This is a genomic window from uncultured Thiothrix sp. (assembly GCF_937876535.1).
Classification (GTDB): Bacteria; Pseudomonadota; Gammaproteobacteria; order Thiotrichales; family Thiotrichaceae; genus Thiolinea.
The window spans coordinates 35978-62354 of record NZ_CALFHZ010000025.1; the positions used below are offsets into that span (position 1 = coordinate 35978).

30 protein-coding genes and 1 tRNA gene are annotated in these 26377 nt (G+C 45.9%); 17 read left to right on the forward strand and 14 right to left on the reverse strand.

Annotated elements, in window-relative coordinates; all coding sequences use genetic code 11:
• Positions 1-24: 24 nt before the first annotated feature.
• A complete protein-coding gene (locus Q0230_RS18535; protein ID WP_298612934.1) occupies positions 25-510 on the reverse strand; it encodes a GNAT family N-acetyltransferase in 486 nt (161 codons plus the stop codon).
• Between the two features lie 10 nt (positions 511-520).
• Entirely contained in the window at positions 521-1381 is an 861-nt protein-coding gene (locus Q0230_RS18540; RefSeq protein WP_298612937.1) for a DMT family transporter, read from the reverse strand.
• 218 nt (positions 1382-1599) lie between these two features.
• Between Q0230_RS18540 and Q0230_RS18545 the strand changes: the two genes are divergently transcribed.
• The 3 genes from Q0230_RS18545 (at position 1600) to Q0230_RS18555 (ending at position 3489) form a co-directional block, all read left to right on the forward strand.
• Positions 1600-1857 carry a DUF1127 domain-containing protein gene (locus tag Q0230_RS18545; RefSeq protein ID WP_298612941.1) on the forward strand — a complete coding sequence of 86 codons (258 nt, stop codon included), beginning with the start codon at positions 1600-1602 and terminating at the stop codon, positions 1855-1857.
• Between the two features lie 64 nt (positions 1858-1921).
• The gene (locus tag Q0230_RS18550) at positions 1922-2551 is read left to right on the forward strand and encodes a trimeric intracellular cation channel family protein (protein WP_298612944.1); all 630 of its coding nucleotides are present in this window, start codon (positions 1922-1924) and stop codon (positions 2549-2551) included.
• A gap of 2 nt (positions 2552-2553) precedes the next feature.
• Positions 2554-3489 (forward strand): D-2-hydroxyacid dehydrogenase, encoded by a 936-nt coding sequence (locus Q0230_RS18555; RefSeq protein WP_298612947.1) that lies wholly within the window; start codon positions 2554-2556, stop codon positions 3487-3489.
• 54 nt (positions 3490-3543) lie between these two features.
• On the opposite strand, the gene Q0230_RS18560 is transcribed toward Q0230_RS18555, so the two are convergent.
• On the reverse strand, positions 3544-4092 hold the full coding sequence (locus Q0230_RS18560) for an SH3 domain-containing protein (protein ID WP_298612950.1): 549 nt from the start codon (positions 4090-4092) through the stop codon (positions 3544-3546).
• A gap of 92 nt (positions 4093-4184) precedes the next feature.
• On the reverse strand, positions 4185-5528 hold the full coding sequence (locus Q0230_RS18565; protein WP_298612953.1) for a polysaccharide deacetylase family protein: 1344 nt from the start codon (positions 5526-5528) through the stop codon (positions 4185-4187).
• 166 nt (positions 5529-5694) lie between these two features.
• On the opposite strand from Q0230_RS18565, the gene Q0230_RS18570 reads away from it, so the two are divergent.
• A complete protein-coding gene (locus tag Q0230_RS18570; protein ID WP_298612956.1) occupies positions 5695-6345 on the forward strand; it encodes a toll/interleukin-1 receptor domain-containing protein in 651 nt (216 codons plus the stop codon).
• A gap of 44 nt (positions 6346-6389) precedes the next feature.
• On the opposite strand, the gene Q0230_RS18575 is transcribed toward Q0230_RS18570, so the two are convergent.
• From Q0230_RS18575 to Q0230_RS18590, 4 genes are read right to left on the reverse strand one after another with little or no spacing between them, the layout of a single operon-like run.
• Complete coding sequence (locus tag Q0230_RS18575) at positions 6390-7364, reverse strand: ABC transporter permease (protein WP_298612959.1); 975 nt, start codon at positions 7362-7364, stop codon at positions 6390-6392.
• Positions 7365-7366: 2 nt separating this feature from the next.
• A complete protein-coding gene (locus Q0230_RS18580; protein ID WP_298612962.1) occupies positions 7367-8467 on the reverse strand; it encodes an ABC transporter permease in 1101 nt (366 codons plus the stop codon).
• Positions 8464-10011 carry an ABC transporter ATP-binding protein gene (locus Q0230_RS18585; protein ID WP_298612964.1) on the reverse strand — a complete coding sequence of 516 codons (1548 nt, stop codon included), beginning with the start codon at positions 10009-10011 and terminating at the stop codon, positions 8464-8466. Before Q0230_RS18585 ends, Q0230_RS18580 begins: the two co-directional genes overlap by 4 nt.
• A gap of 3 nt (positions 10012-10014) precedes the next feature.
• A complete protein-coding gene (locus tag Q0230_RS18590) occupies positions 10015-11001 on the reverse strand; it encodes a BMP family ABC transporter substrate-binding protein (RefSeq protein ID WP_298612967.1) in 987 nt (328 codons plus the stop codon).
• 216 nt (positions 11002-11217) lie between these two features.
• Between Q0230_RS18590 and Q0230_RS18595 the strand changes: the two genes are divergently transcribed.
• Positions 11218-11628: a DUF2892 domain-containing protein gene (locus tag Q0230_RS18595; protein ID WP_298612969.1), complete on the forward strand. Its 411-nt coding sequence runs from the start codon at positions 11218-11220 to the stop codon at positions 11626-11628.
• Positions 11629-11675: 47 nt separating this feature from the next.
• Here Q0230_RS18595 and Q0230_RS18600 read toward each other — a convergent pair whose 3' ends face one another.
• Genes Q0230_RS18600 through xylB form a run of 3 tightly spaced genes read right to left on the reverse strand, consistent with a single transcriptional unit; the run spans position 11676 to position 14800 of the window.
• Positions 11676-12032 (reverse strand): CbiX/SirB N-terminal domain-containing protein, encoded by a 357-nt coding sequence (locus Q0230_RS18600; protein WP_298612972.1) that lies wholly within the window; start codon positions 12030-12032, stop codon positions 11676-11678.
• A gap of 3 nt (positions 12033-12035) precedes the next feature.
• Positions 12036-13346 carry a xylose isomerase gene (gene xylA / locus Q0230_RS18605; protein WP_298612975.1) on the reverse strand — a complete coding sequence of 437 codons (1311 nt, stop codon included), beginning with the start codon at positions 13344-13346 and terminating at the stop codon, positions 12036-12038.
• Positions 13343-14800, reverse strand: coding sequence for a xylulokinase (xylB, locus tag Q0230_RS18610; protein ID WP_298612978.1), 1458 nt, complete (start codon positions 14798-14800; stop codon positions 13343-13345). Before xylB ends, xylA begins: the two co-directional genes overlap by 4 nt.
• A 167-nt stretch (positions 14801-14967) precedes the next feature.
• Here xylB and Q0230_RS18615 point away from each other — a divergent pair, with 167 nt between their 5' ends.
• Together Q0230_RS18615 and Q0230_RS18620 are read left to right on the forward strand one after the other, a co-directional pair.
• Positions 14968-15705 (forward strand): SH3 domain-containing protein, encoded by a 738-nt coding sequence (locus Q0230_RS18615; RefSeq protein ID WP_298612981.1) that lies wholly within the window; start codon positions 14968-14970, stop codon positions 15703-15705.
• A 12-nt stretch (positions 15706-15717) separates the two neighbouring features.
• The gene (locus Q0230_RS18620; protein WP_298612984.1) at positions 15718-16470 is read left to right on the forward strand and encodes a glycerophosphodiester phosphodiesterase family protein; all 753 of its coding nucleotides are present in this window, start codon (positions 15718-15720) and stop codon (positions 16468-16470) included.
• A gap of 22 nt (positions 16471-16492) precedes the next feature.
• Here the strand turns inward: Q0230_RS18620 and betA are convergent, their stop codons facing one another.
• Positions 16493-18163, reverse strand: a complete 1671-nt coding sequence (betA, locus tag Q0230_RS18625) for a choline dehydrogenase (RefSeq protein ID WP_298612987.1) — start codon at positions 18161-18163, stop codon at positions 16493-16495.
• 148 nt (positions 18164-18311) lie between these two features.
• Between betA and Q0230_RS18630 the strand changes: the two genes are divergently transcribed.
• The 3 genes from Q0230_RS18630 to Q0230_RS18640 all read left to right on the forward strand — a co-directional run bounded on the left by Q0230_RS18630 (position 18312) and on the right by Q0230_RS18640 (position 20483).
• A tRNA-Ser gene (locus Q0230_RS18630) sits at positions 18312-18399 on the forward strand.
• 166 nt (positions 18400-18565) lie between these two features.
• The gene (locus Q0230_RS18635; protein ID WP_298612990.1) at positions 18566-19846 is read left to right on the forward strand and encodes an integrase arm-type DNA-binding domain-containing protein; all 1281 of its coding nucleotides are present in this window, start codon (positions 18566-18568) and stop codon (positions 19844-19846) included.
• 121 nt (positions 19847-19967) lie between these two features.
• On the forward strand, positions 19968-20483 hold the full coding sequence (locus Q0230_RS18640; protein ID WP_298612993.1) for a ProQ/FINO family protein: 516 nt from the start codon (positions 19968-19970) through the stop codon (positions 20481-20483).
• Here the strand turns inward: Q0230_RS18640 and Q0230_RS18645 are convergent.
• Together Q0230_RS18645 and Q0230_RS18650 are read right to left on the reverse strand one after the other, a co-directional pair.
• On the reverse strand, positions 20475-20744 hold the full coding sequence (locus Q0230_RS18645) for a type II toxin-antitoxin system YafQ family toxin (protein WP_298612996.1): 270 nt from the start codon (positions 20742-20744) through the stop codon (positions 20475-20477). The genes Q0230_RS18640 and Q0230_RS18645 overlap by 9 nt on opposite strands.
• Complete coding sequence (locus tag Q0230_RS18650) at positions 20741-20941, reverse strand: DUF2281 domain-containing protein (RefSeq protein WP_298612999.1); 201 nt, start codon at positions 20939-20941, stop codon at positions 20741-20743. Before Q0230_RS18650 ends, Q0230_RS18645 begins: the two co-directional genes overlap by 4 nt.
• A gap of 434 nt (positions 20942-21375) precedes the next feature.
• On the opposite strand from Q0230_RS18650, the gene Q0230_RS18655 reads away from it, so the two are divergent.
• From Q0230_RS18655 to Q0230_RS18685, 7 genes are all read left to right on the forward strand, one after another.
• Positions 21376-22425, forward strand: coding sequence for a phage major capsid protein, P2 family (locus Q0230_RS18655; RefSeq protein ID WP_298613001.1), 1050 nt, complete (start codon positions 21376-21378; stop codon positions 22423-22425).
• 3 nt (positions 22426-22428) lie between these two features.
• Positions 22429-23343 carry a phage terminase small subunit gene (gpM, locus tag Q0230_RS18660; protein WP_298613005.1) on the forward strand — a complete coding sequence of 305 codons (915 nt, stop codon included), beginning with the start codon at positions 22429-22431 and terminating at the stop codon, positions 23341-23343.
• On the forward strand, positions 23330-24262 hold the full coding sequence (locus Q0230_RS18665; protein ID WP_298613008.1) for a head maturation protease, ClpP-related: 933 nt from the start codon (positions 23330-23332) through the stop codon (positions 24260-24262). Before gpM ends, Q0230_RS18665 begins: the two co-directional genes overlap by 14 nt.
• A gap of 283 nt (positions 24263-24545) precedes the next feature.
• Positions 24546-25112: a hypothetical protein gene (locus tag Q0230_RS18670; RefSeq protein WP_298613011.1), complete on the forward strand. Its 567-nt coding sequence runs from the start codon at positions 24546-24548 to the stop codon at positions 25110-25112.
• A 153-nt stretch (positions 25113-25265) separates the two neighbouring features.
• Entirely contained in the window at positions 25266-25958 is a 693-nt protein-coding gene (locus Q0230_RS18675; RefSeq protein WP_298613013.1) for a hypothetical protein, read from the forward strand.
• Positions 25955-26173: a hypothetical protein gene (locus Q0230_RS18680; protein WP_298613016.1), complete on the forward strand. Its 219-nt coding sequence runs from the start codon at positions 25955-25957 to the stop codon at positions 26171-26173. Before Q0230_RS18675 ends, Q0230_RS18680 begins: the two co-directional genes overlap by 4 nt.
• Positions 26170-26377: hypothetical protein (locus tag Q0230_RS18685; RefSeq protein ID WP_298613019.1), on the forward strand; the 208-nt coding region annotated here is incomplete at its 3' end. The genes Q0230_RS18680 and Q0230_RS18685, both read left to right, overlap by 4 nt.

A 26377-nucleotide genomic window follows, 5' to 3' on the forward strand; every position in this document is an offset into this window, starting at 1 on the left:
TAAAAACCGCAAGCCGAGCAGACCTTAAGCCGTCTGCTCTTTTAAGTAACGAATCCCAGCCTGCATTTCTTCATAGATTAGATAATCTGTCATCTGCATTCCTAGTTCACGATAAGTGTATTGAGCCTGTTGGTTATCTTTTTCGACGTATAAACGGAAACCACAGACATTACCCTGTTCAGCAGCTAAAGCTTTAACCGCTGCATATAGTTTGCGATAAATTCCTTGGCGACGCGCTTCCACCTGTATATAGACGCTTTGTATCCACCAAAATACGCCATTTCGCCAATCGCTCCATTCGGTAGTAATCATTAAAGAACCGACGACTCGACCTTCAAGCTCAGCCACTAAATAAAAGCCATAAGCGGGATTAGTCAGCAAACTGTTCACACCCGCCAAAATTAACTTTGGAATGAGTTCTTTGTGTTCGGTTTCTAAAGCCATCTTTTGATTAAACTCGGCAATCACTGCCGCATCCGCTAACACCGCTTTACGAATATTCACGTGCATACTCTGTCCTTTAAACTTTTAAACGGCGCTGATAATAGACGATAAATAAGCCGCTGCCGACTACTAAACACACGCCTAAAAGCTGACTGAAGGAGGCCACTTCTCCAAATACTAAAAAGCCAAAGAGCAGCACCCAAGGTAAAACAAAATAATTAAACGGCTGTAGCACCACCGCAGGCGTATATTTTAAAGCCTGAATCATTGAATAATGGCTTAAAATACCAAGAAGACAAAGCGCTGCCACTTTTAATCCCTGATTGAATGTAATGGGTTCCCAAACGAAGGGTAAAAACGGGGCAGTAACAGTTGCAGCCATCAAGCCGGTATAAAACAGGGAGGATTCGGCACTATCGGTGCTAGCGACATAGCGGGTTAGTAAACTATAGATCGCAAACATTACCGCACAAGCGACAGCTACCCAGCTATAGAGCGTAAAAGACACCGTACCTGGGGCGATAATCACCAACGTGCCAATGAAACCAATAAAAATTCCAAACCAGCGAATCAAACCAACCTTCTCACCTAAAAATAAAGGAGATAAAGCCGTCACCATCAACGGAAAACAGGCAAAAATACTATGCATTTGCCCCACGCCAATATGCGTGAGTGCCCAAGCGAAGAGTAAGCTTTCGAAACCTAACAGCACACCACGTAATAATTGCAAAGGCACATTATTGACTGTGACTACTTCACGTAAAGAACGCCTACGGGTCGTCCACCAGACGGCAAAAGCAAAAAAGACTAAATAACGAATACCCAAAAACTGTAGCACCGGCATACTGGTGCCAAGCACTTTGGTAGTCGTGTCTTGAATCGCAAAAATAAAAGTGGTGAAAATCATTAAGGCAATGCCTTTATTATAATCTTGCATGCCAACTGTCCTTAGTTTAAACGCAGTAGCATAAGCTTTCTAACAGCTTTAACCAATGACGGCCGCGCTTTTATGAACTACTAATTAACCATTCAGGTCAAAATTCCTAAGCCAGCGGATGAAAAAAAGTAGCTTGTTGCATTGCAGCATTTTCTCTAGAATTTCTCGCATAAATTAATGAGTAAAACTCACAAATACATTACACCTAGAGAAATAAAATGAAAGCCTTAGCTATGATCTACAGCAGTATGATCGAAAACTTCCTGAAAAATCGAACCTTACGCAATTTAAGCAAACTCAATGACAGCCAATTAGATGATATTGGTATTTCCCGCGAGTTATTAGCACAAGGCGTGAGAGCTTATCCTTGGCGCATTCTGGAAACGGGTTTACAACAACCTACTACTGGTGCTGTATTAGTCCAGTTCAAGCAAACAGCGGCGAATGATAGCTATCAGTTGCCACGGGCTGCTTAAGCTTCAGAATTGATCTCGCTGCCAAATCTGCAGCTTAACTAGATTTTCGCGTAGAATACAGCGCATGAATCTAGACCTCTTCCAGCAAATTTTAACGGTCATTGCGACTGTTACCTTAGCCTTCAGTGGAGTGCTGCAAGCAGCGCGTCATCAGATGGATTTCTTTGGTGCTCTCGTCCTAGCCTTTGTTGGCTCAGTGGGCGGGGGTACCTTACGTGATCTATTGATTGGGGCTACTCCTGTGTTTTGGGCAGTTGACCCAAGCTACCTTCAGATTATTATCCCCACCACTATCCTCTCAATTATTATCTTCCGTTTTTACACACCTCCACCTAAACTTTATCTGATTGATATTGCAGATGCTGCTGGTTTAGCCCTGTTTGCTATTTTGGGTGCGCAAAAAGCTTTGAGTTATCATTTGATTGAGCCAGTTGCAGTCATTATGGGCGTGATCACCGGAATAGCAGGCGGTATGATTCGTGATGTCCTCACTCCGACGACCCCTTTCGTCATGCGAGGTGAAATGTATGCACTAGCAGCCATTATTGGGGTGGTCGCTTATACCTTGGTGCGTAGCTATATTCCCGAGACAGCAGCGATGATCACAGGCATGGTGGTAATTTTTAGTTTAAGAATAGCTGCTATTTATTGGCAGATTAAAGTGCCGATCATTAAATTCAAAGATAAGGCTTGAAGATGAACCAGTTACTCATTTTAAGCCCCGAAGCAGCTGCCTATCAGCCACTACTCGCGCCCTATGCTCTTAATCTGCAAATTCATCTAGCCTCCAGTGCTGAATCTTTGCCCGACAATATGAGTGAGATTAATCTAGTCATAGGTGATCCGCCCTTATTAGCTCCCCTCCTCGAACGCTTGCCCAAACTGACTTGGGTACAATCGACTTTTGCAGGGGTGAATGCTTTATGCCAGCCAGAATTACGTAGTGATTATTTGCTAACCAACCTCAAAGGCGTATTTGGCCCTTTGATGAGTGAATATGTGTTTGCTTACATCTTGGCTTTGGAACGCGGCCTACTACGTGCTCATCAACAGCAAATTCAGCAAGTTTGGCAGCCCTTTCCTTATAGAAGTTTAGCGGGCGTAAAAATTGGGATTGCTGGTTTAGGTGATATTGGCCAACATCTCGCCAGTACCGCTAAGCATTTTTCGATGTATGTGAAAGGCTTAAAGACTAGCAGTGCTGTAGTACCAAAGGTAGATGAGCTTTATACACTGCCAGAACTAGCAACATTTTTGCGGGATTTAGATTATTTAGTAATTACCTTACCCGCCACAGCACGCACCTACCATCTGTTTAATGCGGCTGCCTTAGCACAGTTAAAACCTGAAACAGTCTTAATTAATGTCGGGCGTGGTAGCGTTGTTGATCAAGTAGCCTTGACGCAAAGTTTAAAGGCTAAACAATTGCGAGCTGCCGTTTTGGATGTATTTGCGGAAGAGCCTTTAGCAGCAACTGATCCTTTGTGGTCTTTAGATAATGTCTATCTCACCCCTCACCAAGCTGCGGTTTCATTTCCAATAGACGTGGTAAAAATCTTTGTACACAACTACCAACGTTTTCAACAAGGGCAAACTTTAGACTATCTGATTGATTTTCAAAAGGGCTATTAAGCTCTGTAAAACCGCTTCTTAAACGATCACAAGAAGCGGTATCGGTCTTACTTATTAGTATTGCAGTTGCACATCCATTTGCTGGTATTTCGGGGCAAACTTTGGCTTAACATGGCTGGTGTTCATCCCTGGCTGGCAGGAATAATGGTGATTATGCATCACACCACCATTAGGATGGCTATGCGTAATAGAGCGGGTGCACTCATTAGCTGGGTGTGTATGGCTAACACTAAGATTTCGGGTATTCGGGCGGGTCTGGCGGGGCACGCGTTGCTGGCGAGTTTGCCGGTTAGCCCGATTTGAGACGGTTTGCTGTGCAGCTGGTTTTAAGAAACGCTGATTCACCCAACCACTTTGCCCCGCCCAACTGACCTCAATCCAGTTGCCTTGCTTATTGCCTGTAGCAACGACCGTTTGCCCATTATGCGGAATACTGCCAATGACATCACTATTTGAATCAGGGCTGGCGCGCATATTCAAGGCATCATTGCTGCTGACGTTTACCACTTGCATGAACTGAGTAGCCGCCTGAGCCGATACTACTCCTGCTAAAGCCATTACCGATGCTAAAGCAACCGTGCGTAGGGTTTGACGTAGTTTCATTAAGAATCCTTCCTTATATCGTTAGATTAGACACTCAGCGGCCAAGCCGCCTCTTCAACAAGTTTAGCACTCAAATACGCTTTGGTGATTTTTCAATAAGTCACCGTCACCAAGCCGCGATCGGGAATTACTTCAAATAAGGCATAAGTCTTATCTTGATTGACCACCGTGCGAACAGACCGACTAACAGAGTTTTGTTGTACGCTCAGATTACCACTCCAAGCATCCGGCAAACGCAGTTTGACCGTTAAGGGCTGATCAAACCACGTATCATTCATTTGATCCTTGAGTTGGAAACTTACACTATTCGCTGTACGCTGCACATTAGTCAATTGAGCCGTGGCAAATTCTTGCCCATACTGTGCCACTTGCGTGAAGGGGGCTATCCAAACTTTATCTTCCACTGCCTGCAAATGCGCTAAGACCTGGCGTACTTCATTCTTTGCAGTGTCATTTGGGACATTATGGTAATGCACCACATACCAAGTGCGATAATTAGCGCTAGTGGGATTAAATACTGAATCAAAATAAGCCCAAGGGGCTTGCGGATTTAAAAAGTTACGCGATGAACTTACAGAAGGAACTTTTAAATAATCAATTTTAGCCGGACTACTTAAAGCTCCGTACACATCACGCGCTGCTAAGAAATATTTAGCGGCTTCCGCCCGACTATTTTTAGTGCGCTCACTAGTTAACGGCTCACAAGGTGAACCACGCTTATCAGTATTAATGCCAAACGGATAAGCTAAACTGCGCACTTTAGCATTCGCTAAACTACGTTCAATTTCTACTTGGGATTGACGATACTCACGGAAAGTATAGAAGAGCGCATCACACAAATGCGTTTGTCCGTGTGATTGAACATCATGGCCTTGATCTAAAGCCTTTTGCCAGTGTCCCCAATGATCGGCGGAACTCCAACCAATTTGATTAGCAATTAAAAACCAAGTCCATTTCCAGCCATACTGCTCAGACATTTCATACCAAAAGGCATGATCCTGCACATGATTGTCATCAATCGTCAGGCTAAACGCCGCCATTTTATCTTTGGCCCACATGGAAATACTCAAATCACCCACATTGGCTGGCCACTGCAAACCCGTCACGGTAAAACGCGGTGTTGTACCAGGGTCGGGTAAATTTAAGAGCTGCCCCGGCTTACTCACGGGTGGTACAGGAGGTTGAGTAAAACTGTAATCACCCACTTCGCGCTTAGACTGTGGAGAACTTTGAATAATGCTTTCTGGAGCTGCTGCACCTTCTGCTAAACGTTTGGCACGCTCATTTTCCAGATACCACAAGCTATCTGCTTGATCATAGAGTGCAGCTTGGCGATCCTCTTCTTCCAAGGTTTGCGCTAGAGTTGAGGCTTGCCCAGTTTGAGTAGCTTGGGTTGTTTGCTCATTACAGGCACTTAGACTGAGGGTTAAGGCCATGAATGAAACCTGTAAGCTTATTTTCCTTAGATTAATCATAAGACATGCTCCCTTTTTAATAATGACCCTATAAACACTAAGTGAGTTCCTCAAAAACTTTAGAAACTATAGAACCAAGGCTAAAAACACTATAATTAAAAGAACATTCACTCCAAGGGAGCTTCCTATGCTCAACCGCACGCGCTTGTTCATTAGCTATAGCCATGATTCTGAACAGCATTTGCAATTCGTACTCGAACTCGCTGAACGCTTGCTGGAAGATGGCTTTAACTGCGTTCTAGATTTTTATTTAGACGAAGCACCCGAAGAAGGCTGGCGTACCTGGTTGGAAGCAGAGCTAACCGAAGCAGATTTCGTTCTGGTAATTTGTACGCCGCATTATTTAGAGCGCTATCAAGCAAATAAACTGATTACCGCTGACACGGAAGAATTTGGTGGCTTAGTGATAACTGAAGCACTTTATAATGCCTATGCTAAACAAACTAAATTTGTGCCGATTTTGCCCGAGGGAGGCAAACTACAAGATATTATTCCGCCCTTACAAGGACAGAATGTTTTTGAGCTAATGACTGATTATTTGGGTTTACATCAGCTTTTAAAAAATCGCCCGGCTCGGCTTGCTAAGCTTGAGACACAAGCAGTTTGGACTGAACCCAACACTGCACCCCAGCTTGAATCACTCCCTCAAAAACAGCCCGTTGCTAATAAACCAAACGTTCAGAAAAATCAGCCTAGTGAACACAACCTATTTTTTTATTTATTAGCGGCGTTAGGCATTCTAATTTTAGGTACTGTCATAATATTTTTATTCTTATAAACGCTACAAACGAGAATATTTACACTTTCAAAGCTACCCAAGCACTAACGCTCTTTCACATACGGCAAACCAACCGCTTTCGGAGGGTTTGCTTTACCAATAAAGCCCGCCAATAAAATAACGGTCAGCAAATAGGGCAAAGCCTCAATTAATTGTACTGGAACCAGACCAATCCCGGGCAAAGTCACACCCTGCAAACGCACTGCGACTGCATCTAAAAAACCGAATAAGAGGCAAGCAAATAAAATTGGCCACGGCCGCCATTTCGCAAAAATCAATGCAGCTAAGGCCATAAAGCCTTGACCCGCCGTCATATCCCGAATGAATTGGGCATTTTGCGCTGTGGCTAAATAAGCTCCTGCGAAGCCACACAGAACACCTGCAATCATCACTGCACGATAACGCAAACCAGCGACCGAGATTCCTGCAGTATCTACTGCTTTAGGATTTTCACCGACCGCGCGTAAGCGCAAACCAAAGCGGGTACGATACAAAACCCACCAACTTACAGGCACTAAGGCAAAGGCGATATAAACCAAAATATTATGCCCAGATAATAGCTCGCTATAGAGCAAACCAATCCCCGGCACATCGGCTAACTGCTGAGCAAAGGGTAAGTCAATTGAGGTGAAACGCTGATCATTAGTTAAAGCAGGTGTAGAACCACCTTGATGAAACCAAGCTAAACCTAACACCATTGTTAAACCTGAGGCTAAGATATTAATGGCCACGCCACTCACCACCTGATTCCCGCGATGGGTAATGCAGGCAAAGCCATGTAGTAAGGCGAAACCGACCGAAGCGACAATCGCCATTAATAAGCCTAGCCACACTGAACCACTCACAGAGGCCACGGTTGCTGCGGCAAAAGCCCCAACTAGCATCTTACCCTCTAAGCCAATATCAACAATGCCGGAGCGCTCTGAGAATAACCCCGCTAAGGCAGCAAAGATCAAAGGCGTTGAAACCCGCAAGGTAGCATCCAGACTTAAAATCAACCAAACCCAAGCGTCCTGCATGATTAAGCCTCCCTCGCAAAACTTAATAACCAGCGCTGCAAAGGCGCTCGATACATAAACTCTAAAGCACCCGAGAACAGAATAATTAAGCCTTGAATAACCACCACTACATCACGCGTCACACTAGGAATTTCAAAGGCTAACTCAGCGCCCCCTTGATAAAGCGCGCCAAATAATAAGGCCGCAAGCATCACACCAATCGGATGATTGCGCCCCATCAAAGCCACTGCAATTCCTGCAAAACCATAGCCCGTATTGAAACCTAAGACTAAGCGATGCTGTACGCCTAAAAGCTCATTCACCGCTACAAAACCTGCTAGAGCACCTGAGATCAGCATAGCTAACATAATGATCCGTTTGGGATTAATTCCTGCGTAAATCGCTGCCTCAGGATTAGCCCCTACCGTGCGTAATTCATAACCCCAACGGGTCTTCCATAAAAAGACCCAAACCGCAACACAACAGATTAAGGCTAAAATAATGGAGATATTTAAGGGTGAGGCTGCAAACTCGATGCCGAACTGAGCCATGAAGGCTTGCCAAGTCCACAAGCTCGCACTATCTGGAAAAGCACGGCTGGCGGGCATCCCTTGACCTGCTTCAGAAAACACATTGACCAGCAAATACACCATCAAGGACGCGGCGAGGAAGTTAAACATAATCGTGGTAATAACGATATGACTCCCTCGATACGCTTGTAAGTAAGCTGGAATGGCTGCCCAAGCTGCACCAAAGGCAGCCGCCGCTAGAATCGCTAAAGGCAACAAGAATATAGGCGGCAAGAACGACCCCAAACCTAAAGCGACTAAACTCACCCCTAAGCCACCGATATAAGCCTGTCCTTCGCCCCCAATATTAAATAACCCTGCATGGAAAGCGATGGCGACTGCTAAGCCAGTGAAAATAAAATTAGTCGTGTAATAAAGCGTGTAGCCAATACCTTCCTCATAACCGAAGGCACCCTGGACTAGAATTTTTGCAGCCTCCCAAGGGTCTATACCGATCACTAAAAATAGTAAGGTGGTAAAAATAAACGCCGTGAGAATATTCAGGACTGGCAACAGGAAAATGGATAGAAACTTATTTAAGGTCGCTGCTTTCATGCAGAGTGTCCTTGTGATTCATTGGGATCTAAAGCATTAGCCATTAACAGGCCGAGAATTTGTTCATTCGCTTGTTCACGGCCTACTTCACCAGTAATTACACCACCGCACATAACCAGAATACGATCTGAGAGGGTCATAATCTCATCTAGCTCCACCGATACTAGCAAAATACCCTTACCCTCATTGCGCATATCCATAATGTGCTGATGAATAAACTCAATGGCACCAATATCGACCCCCCGGGTGGGCTGACCCACCAACAGTAGTTGCGGATCAGCGCCAATTTCGCGAGCTAAAACAATTTTTTGCTGATTCCCACCTGAAAAATTATTCGAGCCAAGGAAAGGATCACGGGGGCGAATATCAAATTGCTCAGCACGATCAGTGTATTCAGTGCGAATGGCTGGATCATTTAAGGTTAGACCGTGGTTATATTTATCCACCCGCTGATAACCTAAAATAGACGATTGATACGCTGCAAAGGGTAAAACTAAGCCCATCCGATGTCGATCTTCTGGGACATGTGCCATGCCTAGCTCACGCATCCGCGCCGCGTTTACGGGCTGTTTAGGTGTAATGTTTTGCCCCGCAAAACTGATTTCACCTTCACTAAAAGGAATAATGCCCGCTAGAGCTTGTAAAAGCTCACTTTGACCATTCCCAGATACCCCTGCAATTCCAACAATTTCACCAGCAGCGACTTGTAAGCTGACCTTATTAACCCGAGCAATGCCTTGTTTATCGCGTACCGTCAAGTTGCGCACTTCTAGCAATACTTGACCTGTAGATTGTTCATGCCGATCAACAGACTGGCGAACTTTGCGCCCGACCATTAATTCAGCCAGCTCAGGCATACTGGTCGCAGCGGTTTCGCGATGTGCCACCATTTGCCCTTGACGCATTACCGAAACTTGATCAGTAATCGCCATAATTTCGCGCAATTTATGCGTAATTAGCAGAATAGTTACACCATCCGCTTTTAAGGTGTGCAAAATTTTAAATAAATCATCCGCTTCTTGGGGGGTGAGTACACCCGTTGGTTCATCAAGAATTAGAATGCGTGCTTCGCGATAAAGGGTTTTGAGGATTTCAATCCGTTGCTGTACACCGACTGCTAACTGGTTCACTGGAATATCTAAAGGTACTTCCAAACCATACAGTCGACTTAATTCAGCTAAACGTTTACGGACGCGCTGTTCGCCTTCATGCAATAAAGCGCCGCCCTCTGCACCCAACATAATATTTTCTAAAGCAGTGAACTCATCCACTAACATGAAATGCTGGTGCACCATCCCAATGCCCAATGCAATCGCTTGTTTGGAATCATGGATAGTAACGGTCTGGCCTTGAATACGGATTTCACCGCTATCAGCTTGGTAAAATCCGTAGATAATGCTCATTAAGGTTGACTTGCCTGCGCCATTTTCACCGATGATGCCATGAATAGTTCCCGAGGGAACGCACAATGAAATATCTTGATTGGCTTTGACTAAACCAAAGCGTTTACTGACTCCAATCAGCTCTAAAGCGCAGGCATTCAAGGCTTAATACTCACATTTGTTATCAGTCATATAGTCATGGACTTTAATGCTGCCATCGACAATCCCTTTTTCGATTTCAGCCATTTTTTCCATATAAGGTTTGACTAAGGCCTCGTTATTTTCATCAACTGCCCAACCCACACCTTTCTCTGCAAGACCTAAAGAAACAACACCGGGTTTCCAACTGCCATCCATTTTTGCCTTAAAGGTATCATAGGCGGCATTATCGACTCGTTTGATCATCGAAGTGAGCATAGTGCCGGGCTGGAGATGATTTTGGTTGGAATCAACACCAATTGCGTATTTACCATTGTCTTTCGCTGCTTGATACACCCCAATGCCAGTGCCACCGGCTGCTGCAAAAATCACATCCGCCCCACGGTCAAATTGGGATTTAGCTAATTCACCACCTTTACTGGGATTATTCCAAGCCGCCCCAGTCGAACCGGTCATATTTTGAAAGACTTCAATATCCTTTTTAATATACTTCGCCCCCTGCTCATACCCACAAGCAAATTTACGAATTAACGCAATATCTTGACCGCCAACAAAACCCACTTTGCCAGTTTTAGAGGCCATTGCGGCTAAAGCGCCCACTAAGAATGAACCTTGCTCTTCTTTGAAGGTGACTGAGCGCACATTCGGCTGATCGACCACACTATCGATAATCGTGAAGCTGAGTTTAGGGAATTCTTTAGCCACAGCCGTTAGGGCATTCGCTTGGCTAAAACCAACAGAGATAATGGGATCAGAACCACGGCTGGCCATTTTGCGAATAGCTTGCTCGATTTGAGAGTCATTAGCAGGTTCAAATTCACGAACTTCTATTTTAGTTTCTTCAGTAAATCGCTTGGCGCCATTGGAAACGCCTTCATTAAAAGACTTATCAAACTTAGTACCGAGGTCATAAACAATGGCAGGTTTCAAATCTTCTGCACTAACAACCGTAGATAAACTGGAAACCAATAAGACTAGCAGACACTTCTTCATAGAAATTCCTCAACTGATTGAACTGTGGAATGGGTATACCCAGACAAGCATATAATATTTCTTGATAAGTCTGGAACAGCTAGCACTCGAGTTCTGTAGTTTTAATTGCAAGTGCAGTGCACAAACTTTATGCTCCCTCTTGTTCTGGACAGAAACATCCCAATCTACCTTTAAATCGAATTAAAATTTTATCCAGCTTGAACAGAGGAGTTTTCCATGGAACTTGAACGTAATGTAGGCCGTACTGACAAAAATATCCGTATTGGCATCGGTATTTTATTGATTGCTATTGGTATTTTTAAAAGCTTTGGCTTAATTCTTTTAGGCATTGTTATTTTAGCCACAGGCCTACTCAGCTTTTGCGGCCTCTATAAATTCCTCGGCATTAATACAGCCTCTAAAGCAGAGCGACAATCGGCTAAAGCCGACCTAAGTGATCGCGCTTCGGAGAACTTTAATGACTTCAAACAAGAAGCGGTTGAAACTGCACAGGAATTAAAAGAAAAAGCAGTGGATGTGGCTAAAGATGTAAAAGAAGAAGCCACCGCTAAAACTCAGGAATGGAAAGCTAATGCGAATGAAGCAGCCGCTGAACAAGCTAAAAGAACTGACCAAACTAAATCCTAACTTAAACACTAGGGATGCTGCCAAGCATCCCTAATCCAAGCTACGAACTACTCCACTAAGCCTACTAATAAAGCTGGTAAAGCTTTAGCAGCGCCTAAATAAGGCCGTAATTCAATTTTTAAATCAGGATATTGCAACTGCTTCGGTTTGACTAAAGCTGGAATATCCTCCGCGACATGCCGCCCTGCTGACAAAAAATACGGCAAGATCACAATGTCGTTAGCGCCTTGTTGCACACAGGCTTCAATCCCATCAGGAATTGAAGGTTCAGCCAACTCCAAAAAGGCACAAGTCACTGAATCAAAACTCTTCGACATACGGCCAAGTTGTGTAGCCAAGGCACGTACTTCCTCATTGGACTCAGCACGTCGGCTACCGTGGGCAATTAAAATTAAGCTTCTCATAGTTTAGACATAGCGATTGACAATATTTTCTAGCAACTCTTGTTTACCAGAGCGTGGCTGTGGATTCAGATTGTTCTCCTCTACATAAGTTGCAATCTGCTCTAAAGAACGTTCACCTTGCAACATCGCTTGTGCCTCTGCAGCACTCCAAGCTGCATAACGCTGCTCTAAAGGCTGCGATAAAGCTTTATCTTCCCATAGTTTAGCGGCTGATTTTAAAGCTCTTGCACAGGTATCCATCCCGCCGATATGCCCAATCAATAAATCCTCAGGGTCAAGGGATTGACGGCGCAATTTGGAGTCAAAATTCGTGCCACCTGTTTTAAATCCTCCGCCTTGCAGGATATAGTAATAAGCCAAAGCCATTTCAGGAACATTATTCGGGAATTGATCCGTGTCCCAGCCGGATTGGTAGTCGTTACGGTTCGCATCAATCGAGCCAAAAATATCCAATGCATTGGCTAAAGCGACTTCATGCTCGAAGGTATGCCCTGCTAATACCGCATGCCCGACTTCAATATTGACTTTAACTTCCTGCTCTAAACCATAACGCTTTAAGAAACCATACACCGTAGCTACATCAAAATCGTACTGGTGCTTACTAGGTTCTTGAGGCTTAGGTTCAATGAGAATGGTGCCAGTGAAACCTAGTTTATGCTTGTGCTCTACCACCAAGTTTAGGAAGCGTCCATATTGATCTAACTCACGGCGTAAGTCGGTGTTGAGTAAAGTTTCATAACCTTCGCGCCCACCCCAAAGCACGTAATTTGCGCCCTTCAGTTGATGTGTCACATCCATGCAATGCTTTACAGTCGCTGCTGCATAAGCAAATACATTCGGATCAGGATTGGTCGAAGCTCCTGCCATAAAGCGGCGTTGAGAGAATAGATTCGCCGTGCCCCACAACAAGCCAACGCCGGTTTCCTCCATTTTTTGCTGGAAATAATCCGCCATCGCATGCAAACGATAAGCACTTTCCGCAAAGGTTTCACCTTCAGGGCGTACATCCAAATCGTGGAAAGAGAAATACGGAACACCAAGTAGGCTAAACATTTCAAAGGCTACATCCGCCTTCATTTTAGCCATACTCATGCCTTCGCCAAACCAAGGACGCTCAAAAGTAGCGCCACCAAAAGGATCATTTCCCTGCCAACAGAAGGTATGCCAATAGCACACCGCCATGCGCAGATGCTCCTCCATACGCTTCCCTAGCACTAACTCATCTGGATTATAAAAACGATACGCTAATGGATTACGACTTTCCGCGCCTTCATAAGCAATCGGGGAAATATTACCAAAGAAACCTGTGCTCATAGTGATGCTCCCTTAATGGCAGGGTATAGTTGTTGATAACGCTGATAAGCCTCGCTAAAGGCTTGAATATAGTCTGTTTCTGGCTCAATCGTTTGTGCCACTTTAGGGGCAGTTAACACCTCTAGCGGCTTCGCTTGGGTGGCAGCAATTAACGCTAAACGTGCTGCACCAAAGGCAGCACCGAAATCGCCTTCGGCGGGCAAATCAATCGGTAAATTTAAAGTTGTGGCTAAAACCTTCAACCAATAATGTGAACGTGAGCCACCACCCACTGCCGTAACACGCTCTAACTGCGTGCCTGCAGCCTTGAGTGCCTTGAGATTATCATGTATCGCAAAGCTTACGCCTTCCAATACCGCTTGAGTTAAATCCTGTTGCTGATCCGTGTGGCTTAAGCCAATAAAAGCACCACGCACTTTGGCATCATTGTGCGGAGTCCGTTCACCGGATAAATAGGGTAAGAAACACACCTGACTAGGCGCTTTCAACTGTTCGCCTAAGGCTTGAGTGAGTGCTGCAGGGGATTGATGCACAATCTGCGCATACCAATTTAAAGAATCGGTGGCGGATAAAATCACCCCCATTTGATGCCAAGTATGCGGAATGGCATGGCAGAAGGTATGCACTGCACTGGCTGGATTCGGTAAATAGCTGGCCGTTGCTGCAAATAACACACCTGAAGTACCTAAAGATACAAAGGCGCTACCAGCAGCGACCGTTCCCATGCCACAAGCAGCAGCGGCATTATCACCCGCACCACCGGCCACGATGACGCGCTGTTTAATCCCCCAACGCTCGGCTAAATGTGGATGCAAATAACCACTAATCTCCGTACCTTCAATTGCTTTCGGCATCTGCTCAAGGCGCATACCACTAGCAGCTAGTAACTCGGGGGACCATGCGCGCTTAGCTACATCAAGCCACGCAGTACCCGCCGCATCAGACATATCAGAAGCATATTCACCCGTTAACCACCAGCGTACATAGTCTTTTGGCAATAGCACTTTATGTACTTGGGTAAAAATAGCCGGTTCGTGTTTTTGTACCCAAACTAGCTTAGGGGCAGTAAACCCTGGAAAAACGATATTGCCAGACAACGCTCGGAAAATAGGTTTAGCGTCTAATTCAGCCGCTTCGAGATAACTGCGGATGTCATTCCAGAGGATACAAGGGCGTAAAACTTGATTTTGTGCATCGAGCAACGTTGCACCATGCATATGCCCGGATAAAGCTAAGCCTTGTACATCAGCCATTTCCTGTGGATGGGCTTGCTGTAAAGCTTGTAAGGCTTGATCGATGGCAGTCAGCCAATCGGTAGGATGCTGCTCAGACCAGCCCGGATGAGGGCGAAAGACCTCGAGTGCTTGACTGCTGGAGCCGAGAATCTGTTGCTGCTCATTCATTAATATCGCTTTGACACTGGATGTCCCTAAATCGATTCCCAGCAAATGCATGCTTACTCTCCTGCGCAAATTTGGCTAACGGTATAGTTTGATTGTGTCTTAGTCGAGATAGATTGGGCAAGAGTCTGTCATAAAACCTTGAAACCGCGCTAAACTAGGGTTATTCAAAAACCATTGGTAAGATTTTTACCACATTTTAATCGGGGGAGAACCTTGTGATGAAACGGACTTTAGTACTAGCAGCTTCTGGATTAATGATCTTCGTTACCAATAGCCAGGCTGCCAATACCACCGTCACTGCTACCACTAATGCTGCACCCACTAGTAGTGCACCTGTGACTATAAATGCAGGTGCTGCACCCGCCGCTGCCGCCAGTCGTGTATATGCCGTCTCCAAAGTCGCGCCCGATGATGGGCTAAATATGCGCACTCAACCCGGAACAGGTGGTAGTGTAGTTGCAGTCTTACCCGCGAATGCCAAAGGCTTAGTGGCATTGGGTCAAGAGAAAAAAGATGGCAACTCGGTTTGGGTTAAAATCGCGTGGGCGGGTCAGCAAGGCTGGGTGAATAAATATTATTTGCGCGAAGATGTAGACACAGTGGACTACAATCCAGCCAAACCTAAGCCTGTGGTTAAACCTGAAGTGGTGATGCAGTGCGGAGGTACAGAGCCTTTCTGGAGTATGAGTGTGAGTGAGCGCGAGATGAAGGTGAATATTATGGGCGGTGCACAATTTACCGTGCCTGTGAGTATGCGCCAACAATCTGCGAATAGTACGACCATTGCTGTGGTAGCAGGTGCACGCGGTAATGCGTCAACCACTGCCTTTTTAGAGAAAGTTGAAGATTGTAGTGATGGTATGTCGGATAAAAACTATCCTTACACAGTCACTGCCGTATTAAATGGCCAGAAAGTGATGTCTGGCTGTTGTTCTTTAGTGACTGTTTCCAAATAAGACTTTAATTGCATGCTCAATCAAAACAACAAGCCTAGTTTATTATGTATTGCCCATCGCGGTGCGATGGGCCATGCCCCCGAAAATACTATAGCCTCCATTCGTAAAGCACTAGAGCTTGGTGCACCTTGCATTGAAATCGACGTGTATTGCGTGCATGGCAATTTGCTGGTGATTCACGACGAACGCTTAGAGCGCACCACTAATGGCAAAGGTAAATTAAGCGAGCATGATTTTGGCTATTTACGCTCCCTCGATGCCGGTCAAGGTGAGCGTATTCCCACCCTTGCCGAAGTGTGTGGCGAAATTGATGGCAAAGCCTGCCTAAATATTGAATTGAAGGGCAGCAATGTCGCGGCGGATGTGGTGTATTTCATTCAAACCATGCTTCACCCTGAGATTAGTAGCTGGCGGCGTGAACAACTTCTGATTTCTTCTTTTGATCACCGTGCACTACAACAAGTACGGCGCTTAGATCCTAGCTTAAATATTGCTGCTTTAGGTTACTCGATTCCAGTCGACCATGCCCAGTTTGCAGAAGATTTAGGTGCGATTGCCGTGAACCCCTCGTTAGAGCTGGTTGATCAAGACTATGTGGAGGATGCACATGCGCGTGGTTTGAAAGTGTATGTCTATACCGTCAATGATCCTGAGGATATTCAAGCAATGGTTGACTTAGGCGTGGATGGGATATTCACCAACTATCCTGAGCGGGTGTTAGAGCATTATGCTCAACCGGATATGAGTAAAGGCTGGGCGAGCTAACTCGCCCAAAGTAAGCTATTGACTAGCTTCGCTGCGGCTGCCCTACCCGCTGGCGGCTTTGATATTCAGGGTCAATATAAACCTCTACCCCCGCAGCTGGCAGCATCCCTTTGCCTTTAATCAAATCAGCAGCACGTTCGGCCAACATAATCGTGGGTGAGTTCAGATTGCCATTGGTAATGGTTGGGAAAATCGAGGAGTCCACCACGCGCAAACCCTGTACACCTTGCACCCGCGTATCAGGATCAACCACTGCTAAAGCATCCGTGCCCATGCGACAAGCACAGGAGGGATGATAAGCACTCTCGGTATGAGCGCGCACGAAAGCATCAATTTCTTCATCAGTCTGCACTGTTTCGCCCGGTTGGATTTCAGAATCACGATAAGGGTCAAAAGCAGGCTGCCCAATAATATTGCGAGTTAAGCGCACGCAGGCACGGAAGCCTTCAATATCATCTTGGTGTTGCAGGTAGTTAAACAGAATGGAAGGTGCTTCACGCACATCCGCTTTACGAATTTGGATACGTCCACGGCTTTTAGGTTTATTGTGGCCGACATGCACTTGGAAGCCATGTCCATCAAAGGCTGAGCGCCCGTCATAGCGCATCGCAGCAGGCAAGAAATGGTATTGAATATCCGGCCACTCCATTCCCGGTTTAGAGCGAATGAAGGCGCAAGATTCGAAATGATTCGTCGCCCCCAAACCATCGCGCTTCAGTAGCCAACGCGCACCAATTAAAAACTTATGCCACGGATCAAGCTGACCATTCAGTGTAATGGGCTGCTTGCAGCGGAATTGGAAATAGAACTCTAAATGATCTTGTAAGTTTTCCCCCACTCCCTGCAAATCATGCACAACGGGTACACCCGCTGCTTGTAAAACGGCTGCAGGCCCTATACCAGACACTTGCAATAAATGGGGTGAGCCAATCGCGCCCGCCGATAAAATGACTTCAAGCTTTGCTGTAGCTTGTTGTTCTTGCCCATTTTTTAAGAAAGACACACCAACTGCACGCTTGCCTTCAAACAAAATCCGCTGTGTCATGGCATTCGTCACAACTTGTAGATTCGGGCGCTTCAGAGCGGGTTTTAGATAAGCATTCGCGGTTGACCAACGCAGACCATTTTTAACCGTCATATGCATCGGGCCAAAGCCTTCTTGTTGCTGACCATTGTAATCTTTGGTGGGCAAGTAGCCTGCTTGTACGCCTGCCTCAATAAAAGTGCGGTACAAGGGGTTTTGCATTTGATTGCCATTATTGACTGAAAGCGGTCCACCTTGAGCGCGGTAAGCATCGCTTCCAAATGCCCAATCATCGGCTTTACGAAAATAGGGCAAGCAGTGCTGATAATCCCAATCAGTAGCACCCTGCTCAGCCCATTCATCGAAATCACGCGCATGCCCACGCACATAGACCATGCCATTAATAGATGACGAACCACCTAGCACTTTGCCACGTGGACAATGCATTTTTCGGTTATTCAAATAAGGTTCAGGCTCAGTATGAAACTGCCATGCGAATTTTTCAGTATTCATTGGAATCGACAGCGCCGTGGGCATTTGAATAAACAGATTGCGATCACTACCACCATATTCCAGTAATAAGACCCGCTTAGAGGGATCTTCACTCAAGCGATTGGCTAACACGCAGCCCGCTGATCCTGCACCAATGATGATGTAATCGGCTTCCATAGTCTCTCCACTGTGGTCAATCAAATGATGTTTGCGAGTCTACTCGCGTGCTTCAGGAAGAGCTAGCAGGGTCAGATGAAGATTTTTTTGACCACTAAGCAAAAAAAGCTGGAAATTACTCAAAGTTTTTATTAGTCTTAGCGGCCTTGGAGAGCTGGCTGAGCGGTCGAAAGCGGCGGTCTTGAAAACCGTTGAAGGAAAACCTTCCGGGGGTTCGAATCCCTCGCTCTCCGCCATTACACTGTACTGTAGTGTTTTACAGTATCCAAAAAGCCCTTATAAGTAGCCACTTGTAAGGGCTTTTTTGTTTCTACGTGTCCTATAGTGTCTTAGGGTATCCGCGAAAAATGTTTGTATTACTGTTTGTACTGTCACTAAACACTAGACAGGATACAAACATTTATGAAACGCAAACTCACCGATTCATTCATCAAAAAAAGTGCCCTTCCTCATACAACAGGTTCCCCCTGTAACTATAGCGATGGTGGCGGCTTGTACTTGCATGTCAAACCTACTGGGAAATATTGGCGCTATAACTACCGCTACAGTGGCAAAATGAAAACGCTCTCTTTAGGCGCTTACCCAGAAGTTTCCTTAAAACTAGCCAGAGAACGCCACGAGGAAGCACGTGAATTATTAGTGAGGGACATAGACCCTATTGAGTTTAAGAAAGCTTCTAAAACACAACAATCAGGCCAGACCGCTAATAGCCTTGAAAGTATTTCAAGAGAATGGTTTCTCAAACATCTAAGCAGTAAATCAGCTACACACCGACAAAGAACGATTAGCTATTTAGAACGGGACGTGTTTCCGTGGCTTGGTTCCAAACCAGTTCATGAAATACGTCCGATGGACATAACGCCGGTTATTGAACGTATTCAACGCCGCGTTAAACATGACTCTCACCTCCGAGTTTTACAATCACTGGGGCAGGTTTTCCGCTATGCCATCGCAACAGGACGCGCAGAAATAGAACCTACTGCCAGCCTGAAAGGTATGTTTACTCGTAATAGTGAATTAGTCCCCTTTCCAGCCATAACCGAACCGGAAGAAGTTGGGCGCTTAATGCGTGCGATTGATAATTATTCAGGTTCATTTTTAACTCAGTGCGCTTTGAAGTTATCTGCCCTAGCAATGCTTAGACCTAGTGAATTAATTGGTGCTGAGTGGCAAGAAATAGATTTTGAAACCGCTACATGGACAGTGGAAATTAGACGCATGAAAGCCGCCCAACAAATCAAAATAGCCAATCAGCACAAGCATATTATTCCTTTGTCAAAACAGGCGATTAGCATCTTTAAAGAGCTATATCCATTAACAGGAAAAGGCTTGTATGTTTTCCCAGGTTATGGCCGCAATCAACACAAACCTATGTGTAGTGAAACAGTATCGAAGGCACTGCATAGAATGGGTTTTAAGGGACAAATGACCGCCCACGGTTTTAGAAGCATGGCTTCAACCATGCTCAATGAAATGGGTACATGGAATCCTGATGCAGTGGAACGACAACTAAGCCACAAAGATAAAAATCGCATCCGAGGCGCTTATAACCGAGGGCAGTACCTAGAAGAAAGGCGCGAAATGATGCAAGCATGGGCTGATTATTTAGATAAATTAAAAGCTGGTGGCAAGATTCGCCCTTTCCGTTATCAAGTAATCACTTCAAGCCAAATTCATACCTAAACACTATGTAACTAGCTAAAGCCGGGCTAGCTTCGGCTTTTTATAGGGGTAGTGCTACACTTGCCCCTACAACACCGCCAAGCGGGAAACCCCGCACGATTCCCACGGGTACAGACAAACGATGACCGATACACCGAAAAAAACACTCACACTAAATAAGAAGCCCACCAGCAGCCCACCGGCCAACCTAGTGAACCGCAGCGGCAAGCGCATCATCCGGCGTGAAGATTTAAACCCAACGCCAGCCAAGCCAGCGGCCAACAAAGGCAAACCCACGAATAAGAAGAAACCAGCGCGCAAACCTACCAAGAAGCCCACGACTGCCCCTAGTGATTTGAAAGCCAAGGAACTGAACGACCGCTTGAACGCTTTTCCCGTTTGGTTGAATTTTCAGCCGTTGGCGATTGGGATAGATAAAGACCTGTTCAAGCTAGTGAATGATGAACAGCTCCCCGGTGCTAGTAAGAAGGTGGTTCAAAAGGTCTTGAAAATGCATACCCGACATGGGCGCTATTTATCGGCACTGATACAAGGTGGCGAGCGCTATCAGTTGGATGGTGTGATCAATGGGGCTGTGATTGAGCAAGATCAACAATGGGCAGCGGAAAAGATCAAGGCGCGAAGTACCTTAAAATAGCTCAGAATGAGAGCCGCACCGAATAAGTGTCAATGTTTCTTCGGTAACATGGTACACCAGCAGGAAATCAGGTTGAATATGGCATTCCCAGCTTGGTTTCCAATTGCCTGACAAGGGATGTGGTTTGTATTCATCAGGTAATGAACCTTGCTCTGCCAATTGCTCAACAACGACCATGAGCCGATCAAGATCACAATTAGGGGTTTTCTTTGCGCGTTTTAAATCTTTCTTAAACTGGCTTTTAAGTTTCACCTCCCTCATTTGCAGAGCGCTCTTAATTGCTCCAATGTGACTGTTTCGGCTTCATCATCATTGATTGCATCAATGGTTGTTTGATTGGGCTGTTTTAGTTGCTTGGCTTTTAGATACTCTAAAAAATCGAGTACCTGCATGGCTAAGTTCTCAGGTAAGGTTTTTGCTTGCTCGACCAGTAGTTCAGATGCAGTCATCGTACTCATACTAATACCTATGCTCTTTATATTAAGTTTCTAACTTCACTGTAGGTAATGCCGGTTTTTCCGTCAATACATAGGGTAAAGTTTGTACTACGATTCCGTAGTTGTACCCCAAGCCGGACACGATCCGGCTTTTTTATGCACACTGATTCCTACCCAACGCCCCGCACTCCTCCTCACCTGCCGGCTTTTTGCATTTTTTTCAGTCATTTTTCACCCTTACTAGGAAGAATGCCGGTTCTATGGCCTATCCACTCAAGGCTTACGTCACACTGTGTCACAGTTTGTCACACTCAAAAAACCTGAAAAATCGTTAAAAAAGTAAAAACTGGCACACCAGTTTTCAATCTACCCCACGCAAATTGAATGCTCGTCACACGTGGCACGTAAAAAGCGAGTATTCATAGCGCATCTTTAGCGATTAGACAGGAAAAAAAATGTTACAGACTACTAGACAAGCATTTAACAACTACACCAAGGGATTAGGAAACTGGTTAGGCTACGGTGGCGATATTAGAAATGAAATGGTCACTTATCCACCTGAACGCCAGCAAAGCGCCTACAGTGTAGCCGCTGAGAAAGCGGACTTTCTAAAAAAAGTCAATCATATTCCGGTCACTGCTCAATTAGGGCAGCGGGTAGGGATTGGTGTTAGCCGCCCGATTGCCAGCCGTACCGATACCGATATTGATGAGCGTTCTACTAAAGAGGTCGCTGATTTATCCGGTGATACCTACCATGCGGTACAAACGAACCTTGATACCCATATTAGCTATCGCACGCTGGATGCATGGGCGCACATGGTGAACTTTGGAGGCATTTATAGTGACCATATCGCCTTACAAGCCGCCCGTGACCGCTTGATGATTGGTTTCAATGGCGAGCGTTCCGACACGACCAGCGATTTAGCCACGAATCCCTTATTGCAAGATGTGAATATCGGCTGGCTAGAGAAAACCCGCCGCAATGAACCGGCGCGCATCATGGGCTATGATTCCACCGGCCTTGCCACGACTGACGCTTGGAAGGTCGGCGAAGGTGGCGACTATGGCACCTTAGACGCGCTCGTGTTTGACATGATTACCAACCTCTTAGATACATGGCATCAAGGGGCTGATGATTTAGTGGTACTGGTCGGGCGTGATCTATGGACAAACCACGGCTTATCTTTATTGGCACACAGCAACCTACCGACAGAGCGCCAAGCCTTGCAGTCATGGTTTGCCGCGCAAACGGTGGCCGGTTTACCGTGCATTATGCCGCCGTTCTTTCCAGCGCGTGCGGTGATGGTGACTAGCTACAGTAATCTAAGTATCTATTACCAATTGGGAACCATGCGCCGCGCCGTCATGGATAACCCTAAGCGTGATCGTGTCGAGGAATACCGTTCCCAAAATGAAGCCTATGTGGTGGAAGACTTCGGCAAGTTTGCAGCGGTACGGCATGGGGCTTTATTGCTGAAAACGGCTAACGGGACGTGGGCTTAAATCATGTTCTCACCGGCTGCTACTCACCGTCTGAAAGTACAGGAACAACGCCCCGCGCCATTGGTGCAGGCGGTTGCTGAAAACTTCGCTTTACCGAGTGCGTTACCTCACCATGAATCGGTCTTGATGGGGCAATTCAAGGCTGATTTTCAGCAACTCAAACATATTAAAAGCCGAGTTCGCCGCAATCAGGAAAAGCAAAGCCTTCTAGGACGTTATCAGGGATGGCTGGATAGTGTGTTGCAGGAAAAAACCGCTAGTTTAGTGGGTACTCAGGCTAGTGTATTTGTCTGGTTGCTGGTTTGGCATTTGGATGTGGGTGAATGGCTACGTGGTTTTGAACTCGCACGGGTGGCGCTCAAACAAGGCTTAGCCGCGCCGACTGACTTTAGTCGGTCACTCGCTGAAACCGTGTGCGAAGAACTGGTAACGGGGATTTTAAAGGCGGAATTGGCTCCCAACTATCGCCTGCTGTTGATTGAATTGAATGCCTTATTAGCGGGGCAAGATATGGCTGACCCCGTGACGGCCAAGCTCTATAAAGCCTTGGGGCTAGCCTATCAACACTCTGAACCCGAAGTGGCAAAAGCCTACTTTGTGCAAGCTTTAGAACGGGATAGTGAGGTAGGGGTAAAGCGCTATCTAAGCGCCTTAAATGGGCAAGGTGCACGGCGTACCCGTGAACCGGTGCGCGATTATCGCCAGTTCACCTTATCCGCGCATGCAGCGGCGAAACTTGCCCAGATGACCACGCCGCGCTTTTTACGCCATGCCAAGAAATACCCTGACTTGTTGCCGCGCTTAGAGATTAATTTAAACCGGCGCAAGATTTATCAGTTCAATCCGGTGCATGTACGAGCCTACTTGCAAGCGCACCTCATTACCTCATCCAAGGATCATGACCATGTTCAATCTTAAAGGGGCTTATCCTGCCCCCGCTAGCGGTGCACGCTGGTACAACATCCAAAGCAATGCCGCCACGAAACAGGCTGAAATCTATTTGTATGGGGTGATTGGTGGCTATTACGCCAATGTGCAGCAGTTCTTAACGGACTTACAAGCCGCAGGGGATGTAGAGCGGATTACGGTGTATTTAAACACCATCGGCGGCAGTTTTTACGATGGTTTACCCATCTACAACACCTTGAAACAGCACAAGGCACACGTGACCGTCAAGGTGATGGGCTACGCCTTGAGCATGGGCAGCGTGATCATGTTGGCGGGTGATACCGTCGAGGCGGCTGAAAACAGTCTGATTATGATTCACCGGGCGCAAGGCGTGGCATGGGGTGATGCGGACGCGATGGCACAAGCGGCCACCATCTTACAGAAGCATGAACAGGCTATTTTGCCGGAATACATGCGGCGGATGGGGCTATCCGCACAGGAAGTACAAGCCTTATTAGCGGCTGAAACGTGGTACACCGCTACCGAAGCCCAGCAAGCCGGGTTGATTGATGTCATTACCGAGGTGGTGAATAGCAACCCAGAGGCCGCCAAGTTAGAGGCGGAAGCGTGGAATTATGCCGCGCAACACTACCGAAATATTCCACAAGCTTTATTAAATCGAATCAACCAATTAGAAGAGGATGAACCTGTGAAACCAGAAGATATTCAAGCAATTACCGCCGCCGTAGTGAGTGCTTTAAAAGCCAGTGAATCCGAGCGTGATGTAGTGAGTTTGCATAAATATCAGCAATTAGAAAGCGATTATGCAAGCTTAGAAGCGCATTGCAAAAGCTTAGAAGACAAGCTGTCTAATATCGAATTACCCGGTACAGTCCCGCCTTTGGTCACTGCCCCGGCTGGTTCTGCACGTGCTTACAAGTTTAGTTAAGGCTTAATTAGTTTCTGAGCGTGTGATTTGGGCAGTTTGTTTAGTCATATCAGAGCTGCCCCTTTTTAAAACGCTTATTTTTGCTCTGTTGTAGGTGTGTTGCCTCACACCGCCACCGTCAAGGCAGCCTTTTTATTCCATTCTGGCTGCCTTTTTTAATGCCCCTAATCCGCATACACTAATCAAGCGGTAACAAATTATTCCAATAAAAAAGGGAGTCCGGCAAAGACTCCCTTTTTTGCTTCCTGATTACTTTTAGGCACGTAAAGCAGGTGAATAAAGTATGGCTAACCGATGGATAGAAAACAATATCCGCTTATGCGCTTCTCATGCCAGTATGATCTATCAATTGAATGCAGGGGCAGAAGGTGATTCGATGCTCAATCAGATAGAGGAAGAGTTTAAATTGCATAGAGCATCTGAAACCTTCAATAACTGGTTACAACGGCATGCAAACGATTTGACTATTTTTGTCACTGATGGAAAGCATGACCACTTTGTCCACCAGCGATGTCGATCAGCAAGCAATCAAGTTTTAATCTGGGCAGAGATATTAAGCTCTTACCTCAAATTTAAACAGGATACGCCTTCATGCATTCAGTTATGGCGATGGGCTAAAGAAGGCCATCGGGAGCAATTGCATACCAAGCAAGCGCTAGCCCATTTGAATATTATAATTGAGGATAAAGACCTCTTAATCGGTAAGCATTATCGTGCCACTTATACGGCTTATAGAAAACTATTTGAACGGCACATCAATACACAATCTATTTACCCTGACGCAGTAAAACGTAAAGATGAAAAATTTATGCGCTTATGGGAAAAAAATTTAAAAATAAAAAAAGTGTGACTTTTAATCTGTTAAGTAATTGATTTTTGAATGGCGTAATTTTCAAAAGTGCGACTTTTAGCTAGCTAAGTTATTAATTCATAAGAATTTATAGTTGCACGTCCTCTAAAAACCCCTTAAAAATAAAAAAAGCCCGATCACAAGTCGGGCTTCATGAAACTATTTTATCTATTAAACGCTGCCATTTTAATGAAGAAACCCAGCCAAGACAATTTAGAAAAATCCGCTAGCCAGACCTTGACGGATAAACCAGCAAGGTCTAAGCTAAAAAACGTACCGAGTGAACGCACTCGGCACAACGTTAAGCAAACTTTCGGCGGCAATGTAAAGAATATTGAACCGCCTATGAGCGGTTTTTCCATTTCCGCTACACTAGACGACTCTAACGAATTGTCGGGAGTAGCAAGGAATACAACACCGCTATGCGGCAATACTTGCAGCGTTTCCGAAAGGACGCTTAACGGCTCCCGACTGCTTTTATGCAGTCAAAACGTTAAACATACTTTCGAGAATAACGCGATGCAAAACACGCAAACACCCGCTATTGGTGCGCCTGCCCACTTAGCGAAGGGCTTCAACCCTGAATCTATTTGCCTTCTTTCTCTCCAACACGCCTTAGATGCAATCCAGCAAGCACACACTGACAAAGCCACCAAGGGCAAAGGCCAAGCCTATCACCAGCTCTTAAACGCCTTCCACCAAGCCATCCTCCCCCTCTTTTTTGCCGAAGCGCAAGGCAATTTGTCCGAAGTTTCCCGACTGATGGGCATTCACCGCGAAACCATTACCGTGTGGTGCAAGCAATTGGGCTTGAATACCCGCATGAATGGGGAGGTGCAAGCATGAACCTGCAAAAACTCCCCCCGAACGAACAGATTGAACAAGGCTTATGGCGGCTGCATTGTATGCTGGATTTAGCCAAGGAATGCGCCTTCAACGAAGTTAGCGACTTACCCACGATGGCACACCTGCTAGAAACCATGAGCGAACAGGCGGAAGCCTTGCACCTATTGGCTAATCAGTTAAACCATTCACAGGTTAGCAAGGCGGTGCAAGCATGAACACCTTCATCCTGATAGCACTAGCCGTCATTATCCTTGCTTCACTGGCTTTGTTCTTCTACGCCAAACGCCTTGCCAGTGGTGAACCCGCGAATGCCTCACTCCTCTTGATGGTCAAATGGCCTTTACTGCTTGCCAGTGCGGGTTTTAACTGCTTTTTCACCTATAACGTGTTCAGCACCTTTAATGAAGCCGTGGCTATTT

Excerpts from the sequence above, each read along its gene's own strand:
- Q0230_RS18680 (WP_298613016.1), top strand. The coding sequence starts at position 25,955 with ATGAACCTGCAAAAACTCCCCCCGAACGAACAGATTGAACAAGGCTTA.
- Q0230_RS18665 (WP_298613008.1), top strand. The coding sequence starts at position 23,330 with ATGTTCAATCTTAAAGGGGCTTATCCTGCCCCCGCTAGCGGTGCACGC.
- Q0230_RS18570 (WP_298612956.1), top strand. The coding sequence starts at position 5,695 with ATGCTCAACCGCACGCGCTTGTTCATTAGCTATAGCCATGATTCTGAA.
- Q0230_RS18600 (WP_298612972.1), bottom strand. The coding sequence starts at position 12,032 with ATGAGAAGCTTAATTTTAATTGCCCACGGTAGCCGACGTGCTGAGTCC.
- gpM (WP_298613005.1), top strand. The coding sequence starts at position 22,429 with ATGTTCTCACCGGCTGCTACTCACCGTCTGAAAGTACAGGAACAACGC.
- Q0230_RS18575 (WP_298612959.1), bottom strand. The coding sequence starts at position 7,364 with ATGCAGGACGCTTGGGTTTGGTTGATTTTAAGTCTGGATGCTACCTTG.
- Q0230_RS18595 (WP_298612969.1), top strand. The coding sequence starts at position 11,218 with ATGGAACTTGAACGTAATGTAGGCCGTACTGACAAAAATATCCGTATT.
- Q0230_RS18535 (WP_298612934.1), bottom strand. The coding sequence starts at position 510 with ATGCACGTGAATATTCGTAAAGCGGTGTTAGCGGATGCGGCAGTGATT.
- Q0230_RS18620 (WP_298612984.1), top strand. The coding sequence starts at position 15,718 with ATGCTCAATCAAAACAACAAGCCTAGTTTATTATGTATTGCCCATCGC.
- Q0230_RS18635 (WP_298612990.1), top strand. The coding sequence starts at position 18,566 with ATGAAACGCAAACTCACCGATTCATTCATCAAAAAAAGTGCCCTTCCT.
- Q0230_RS18650 (WP_298612999.1), bottom strand. The coding sequence starts at position 20,941 with ATGAGTACGATGACTGCATCTGAACTACTGGTCGAGCAAGCAAAAACC.
- Q0230_RS18560 (WP_298612950.1), bottom strand. The coding sequence starts at position 4,092 with ATGAAACTACGTCAAACCCTACGCACGGTTGCTTTAGCATCGGTAATG.
- betA (WP_298612987.1), bottom strand. The coding sequence starts at position 18,163 with ATGGAAGCCGATTACATCATCATTGGTGCAGGATCAGCGGGCTGCGTG.
- Q0230_RS18675 (WP_298613013.1), top strand. The coding sequence starts at position 25,266 with ATGAAACTATTTTATCTATTAAACGCTGCCATTTTAATGAAGAAACCC.
- Q0230_RS18670 (WP_298613011.1), top strand. The coding sequence starts at position 24,546 with ATGGCTAACCGATGGATAGAAAACAATATCCGCTTATGCGCTTCTCAT.
- Q0230_RS18615 (WP_298612981.1), top strand. The coding sequence starts at position 14,968 with ATGAAACGGACTTTAGTACTAGCAGCTTCTGGATTAATGATCTTCGTT.
- Q0230_RS18555 (WP_298612947.1), top strand. The coding sequence starts at position 2,554 with ATGAACCAGTTACTCATTTTAAGCCCCGAAGCAGCTGCCTATCAGCCA.
- Q0230_RS18655 (WP_298613001.1), top strand. The coding sequence starts at position 21,376 with ATGTTACAGACTACTAGACAAGCATTTAACAACTACACCAAGGGATTA.
- Q0230_RS18640 (WP_298612993.1), top strand. The coding sequence starts at position 19,968 with ATGACCGATACACCGAAAAAAACACTCACACTAAATAAGAAGCCCACC.
- Q0230_RS18645 (WP_298612996.1), bottom strand. The coding sequence starts at position 20,744 with ATGAGGGAGGTGAAACTTAAAAGCCAGTTTAAGAAAGATTTAAAACGC.
- Q0230_RS18545 (WP_298612941.1), top strand. The coding sequence starts at position 1,600 with ATGAAAGCCTTAGCTATGATCTACAGCAGTATGATCGAAAACTTCCTG.
- Q0230_RS18550 (WP_298612944.1), top strand. The coding sequence starts at position 1,922 with ATGAATCTAGACCTCTTCCAGCAAATTTTAACGGTCATTGCGACTGTT.
- xylA (WP_298612975.1), bottom strand. The coding sequence starts at position 13,346 with ATGAGCACAGGTTTCTTTGGTAATATTTCCCCGATTGCTTATGAAGGC.
- Q0230_RS18540 (WP_298612937.1), bottom strand. The coding sequence starts at position 1,381 with ATGCAAGATTATAATAAAGGCATTGCCTTAATGATTTTCACCACTTTT.
- Q0230_RS18565 (WP_298612953.1), bottom strand. The coding sequence starts at position 5,528 with ATGGCCTTAACCCTCAGTCTAAGTGCCTGTAATGAGCAAACAACCCAA.
- Q0230_RS18590 (WP_298612967.1), bottom strand. The coding sequence starts at position 11,001 with ATGAAGAAGTGTCTGCTAGTCTTATTGGTTTCCAGTTTATCTACGGTT.
- Q0230_RS18580 (WP_298612962.1), bottom strand. The coding sequence starts at position 8,467 with ATGAAAGCAGCGACCTTAAATAAGTTTCTATCCATTTTCCTGTTGCCA.
- xylB (WP_298612978.1), bottom strand. The coding sequence starts at position 14,800 with ATGCATTTGCTGGGAATCGATTTAGGGACATCCAGTGTCAAAGCGATA.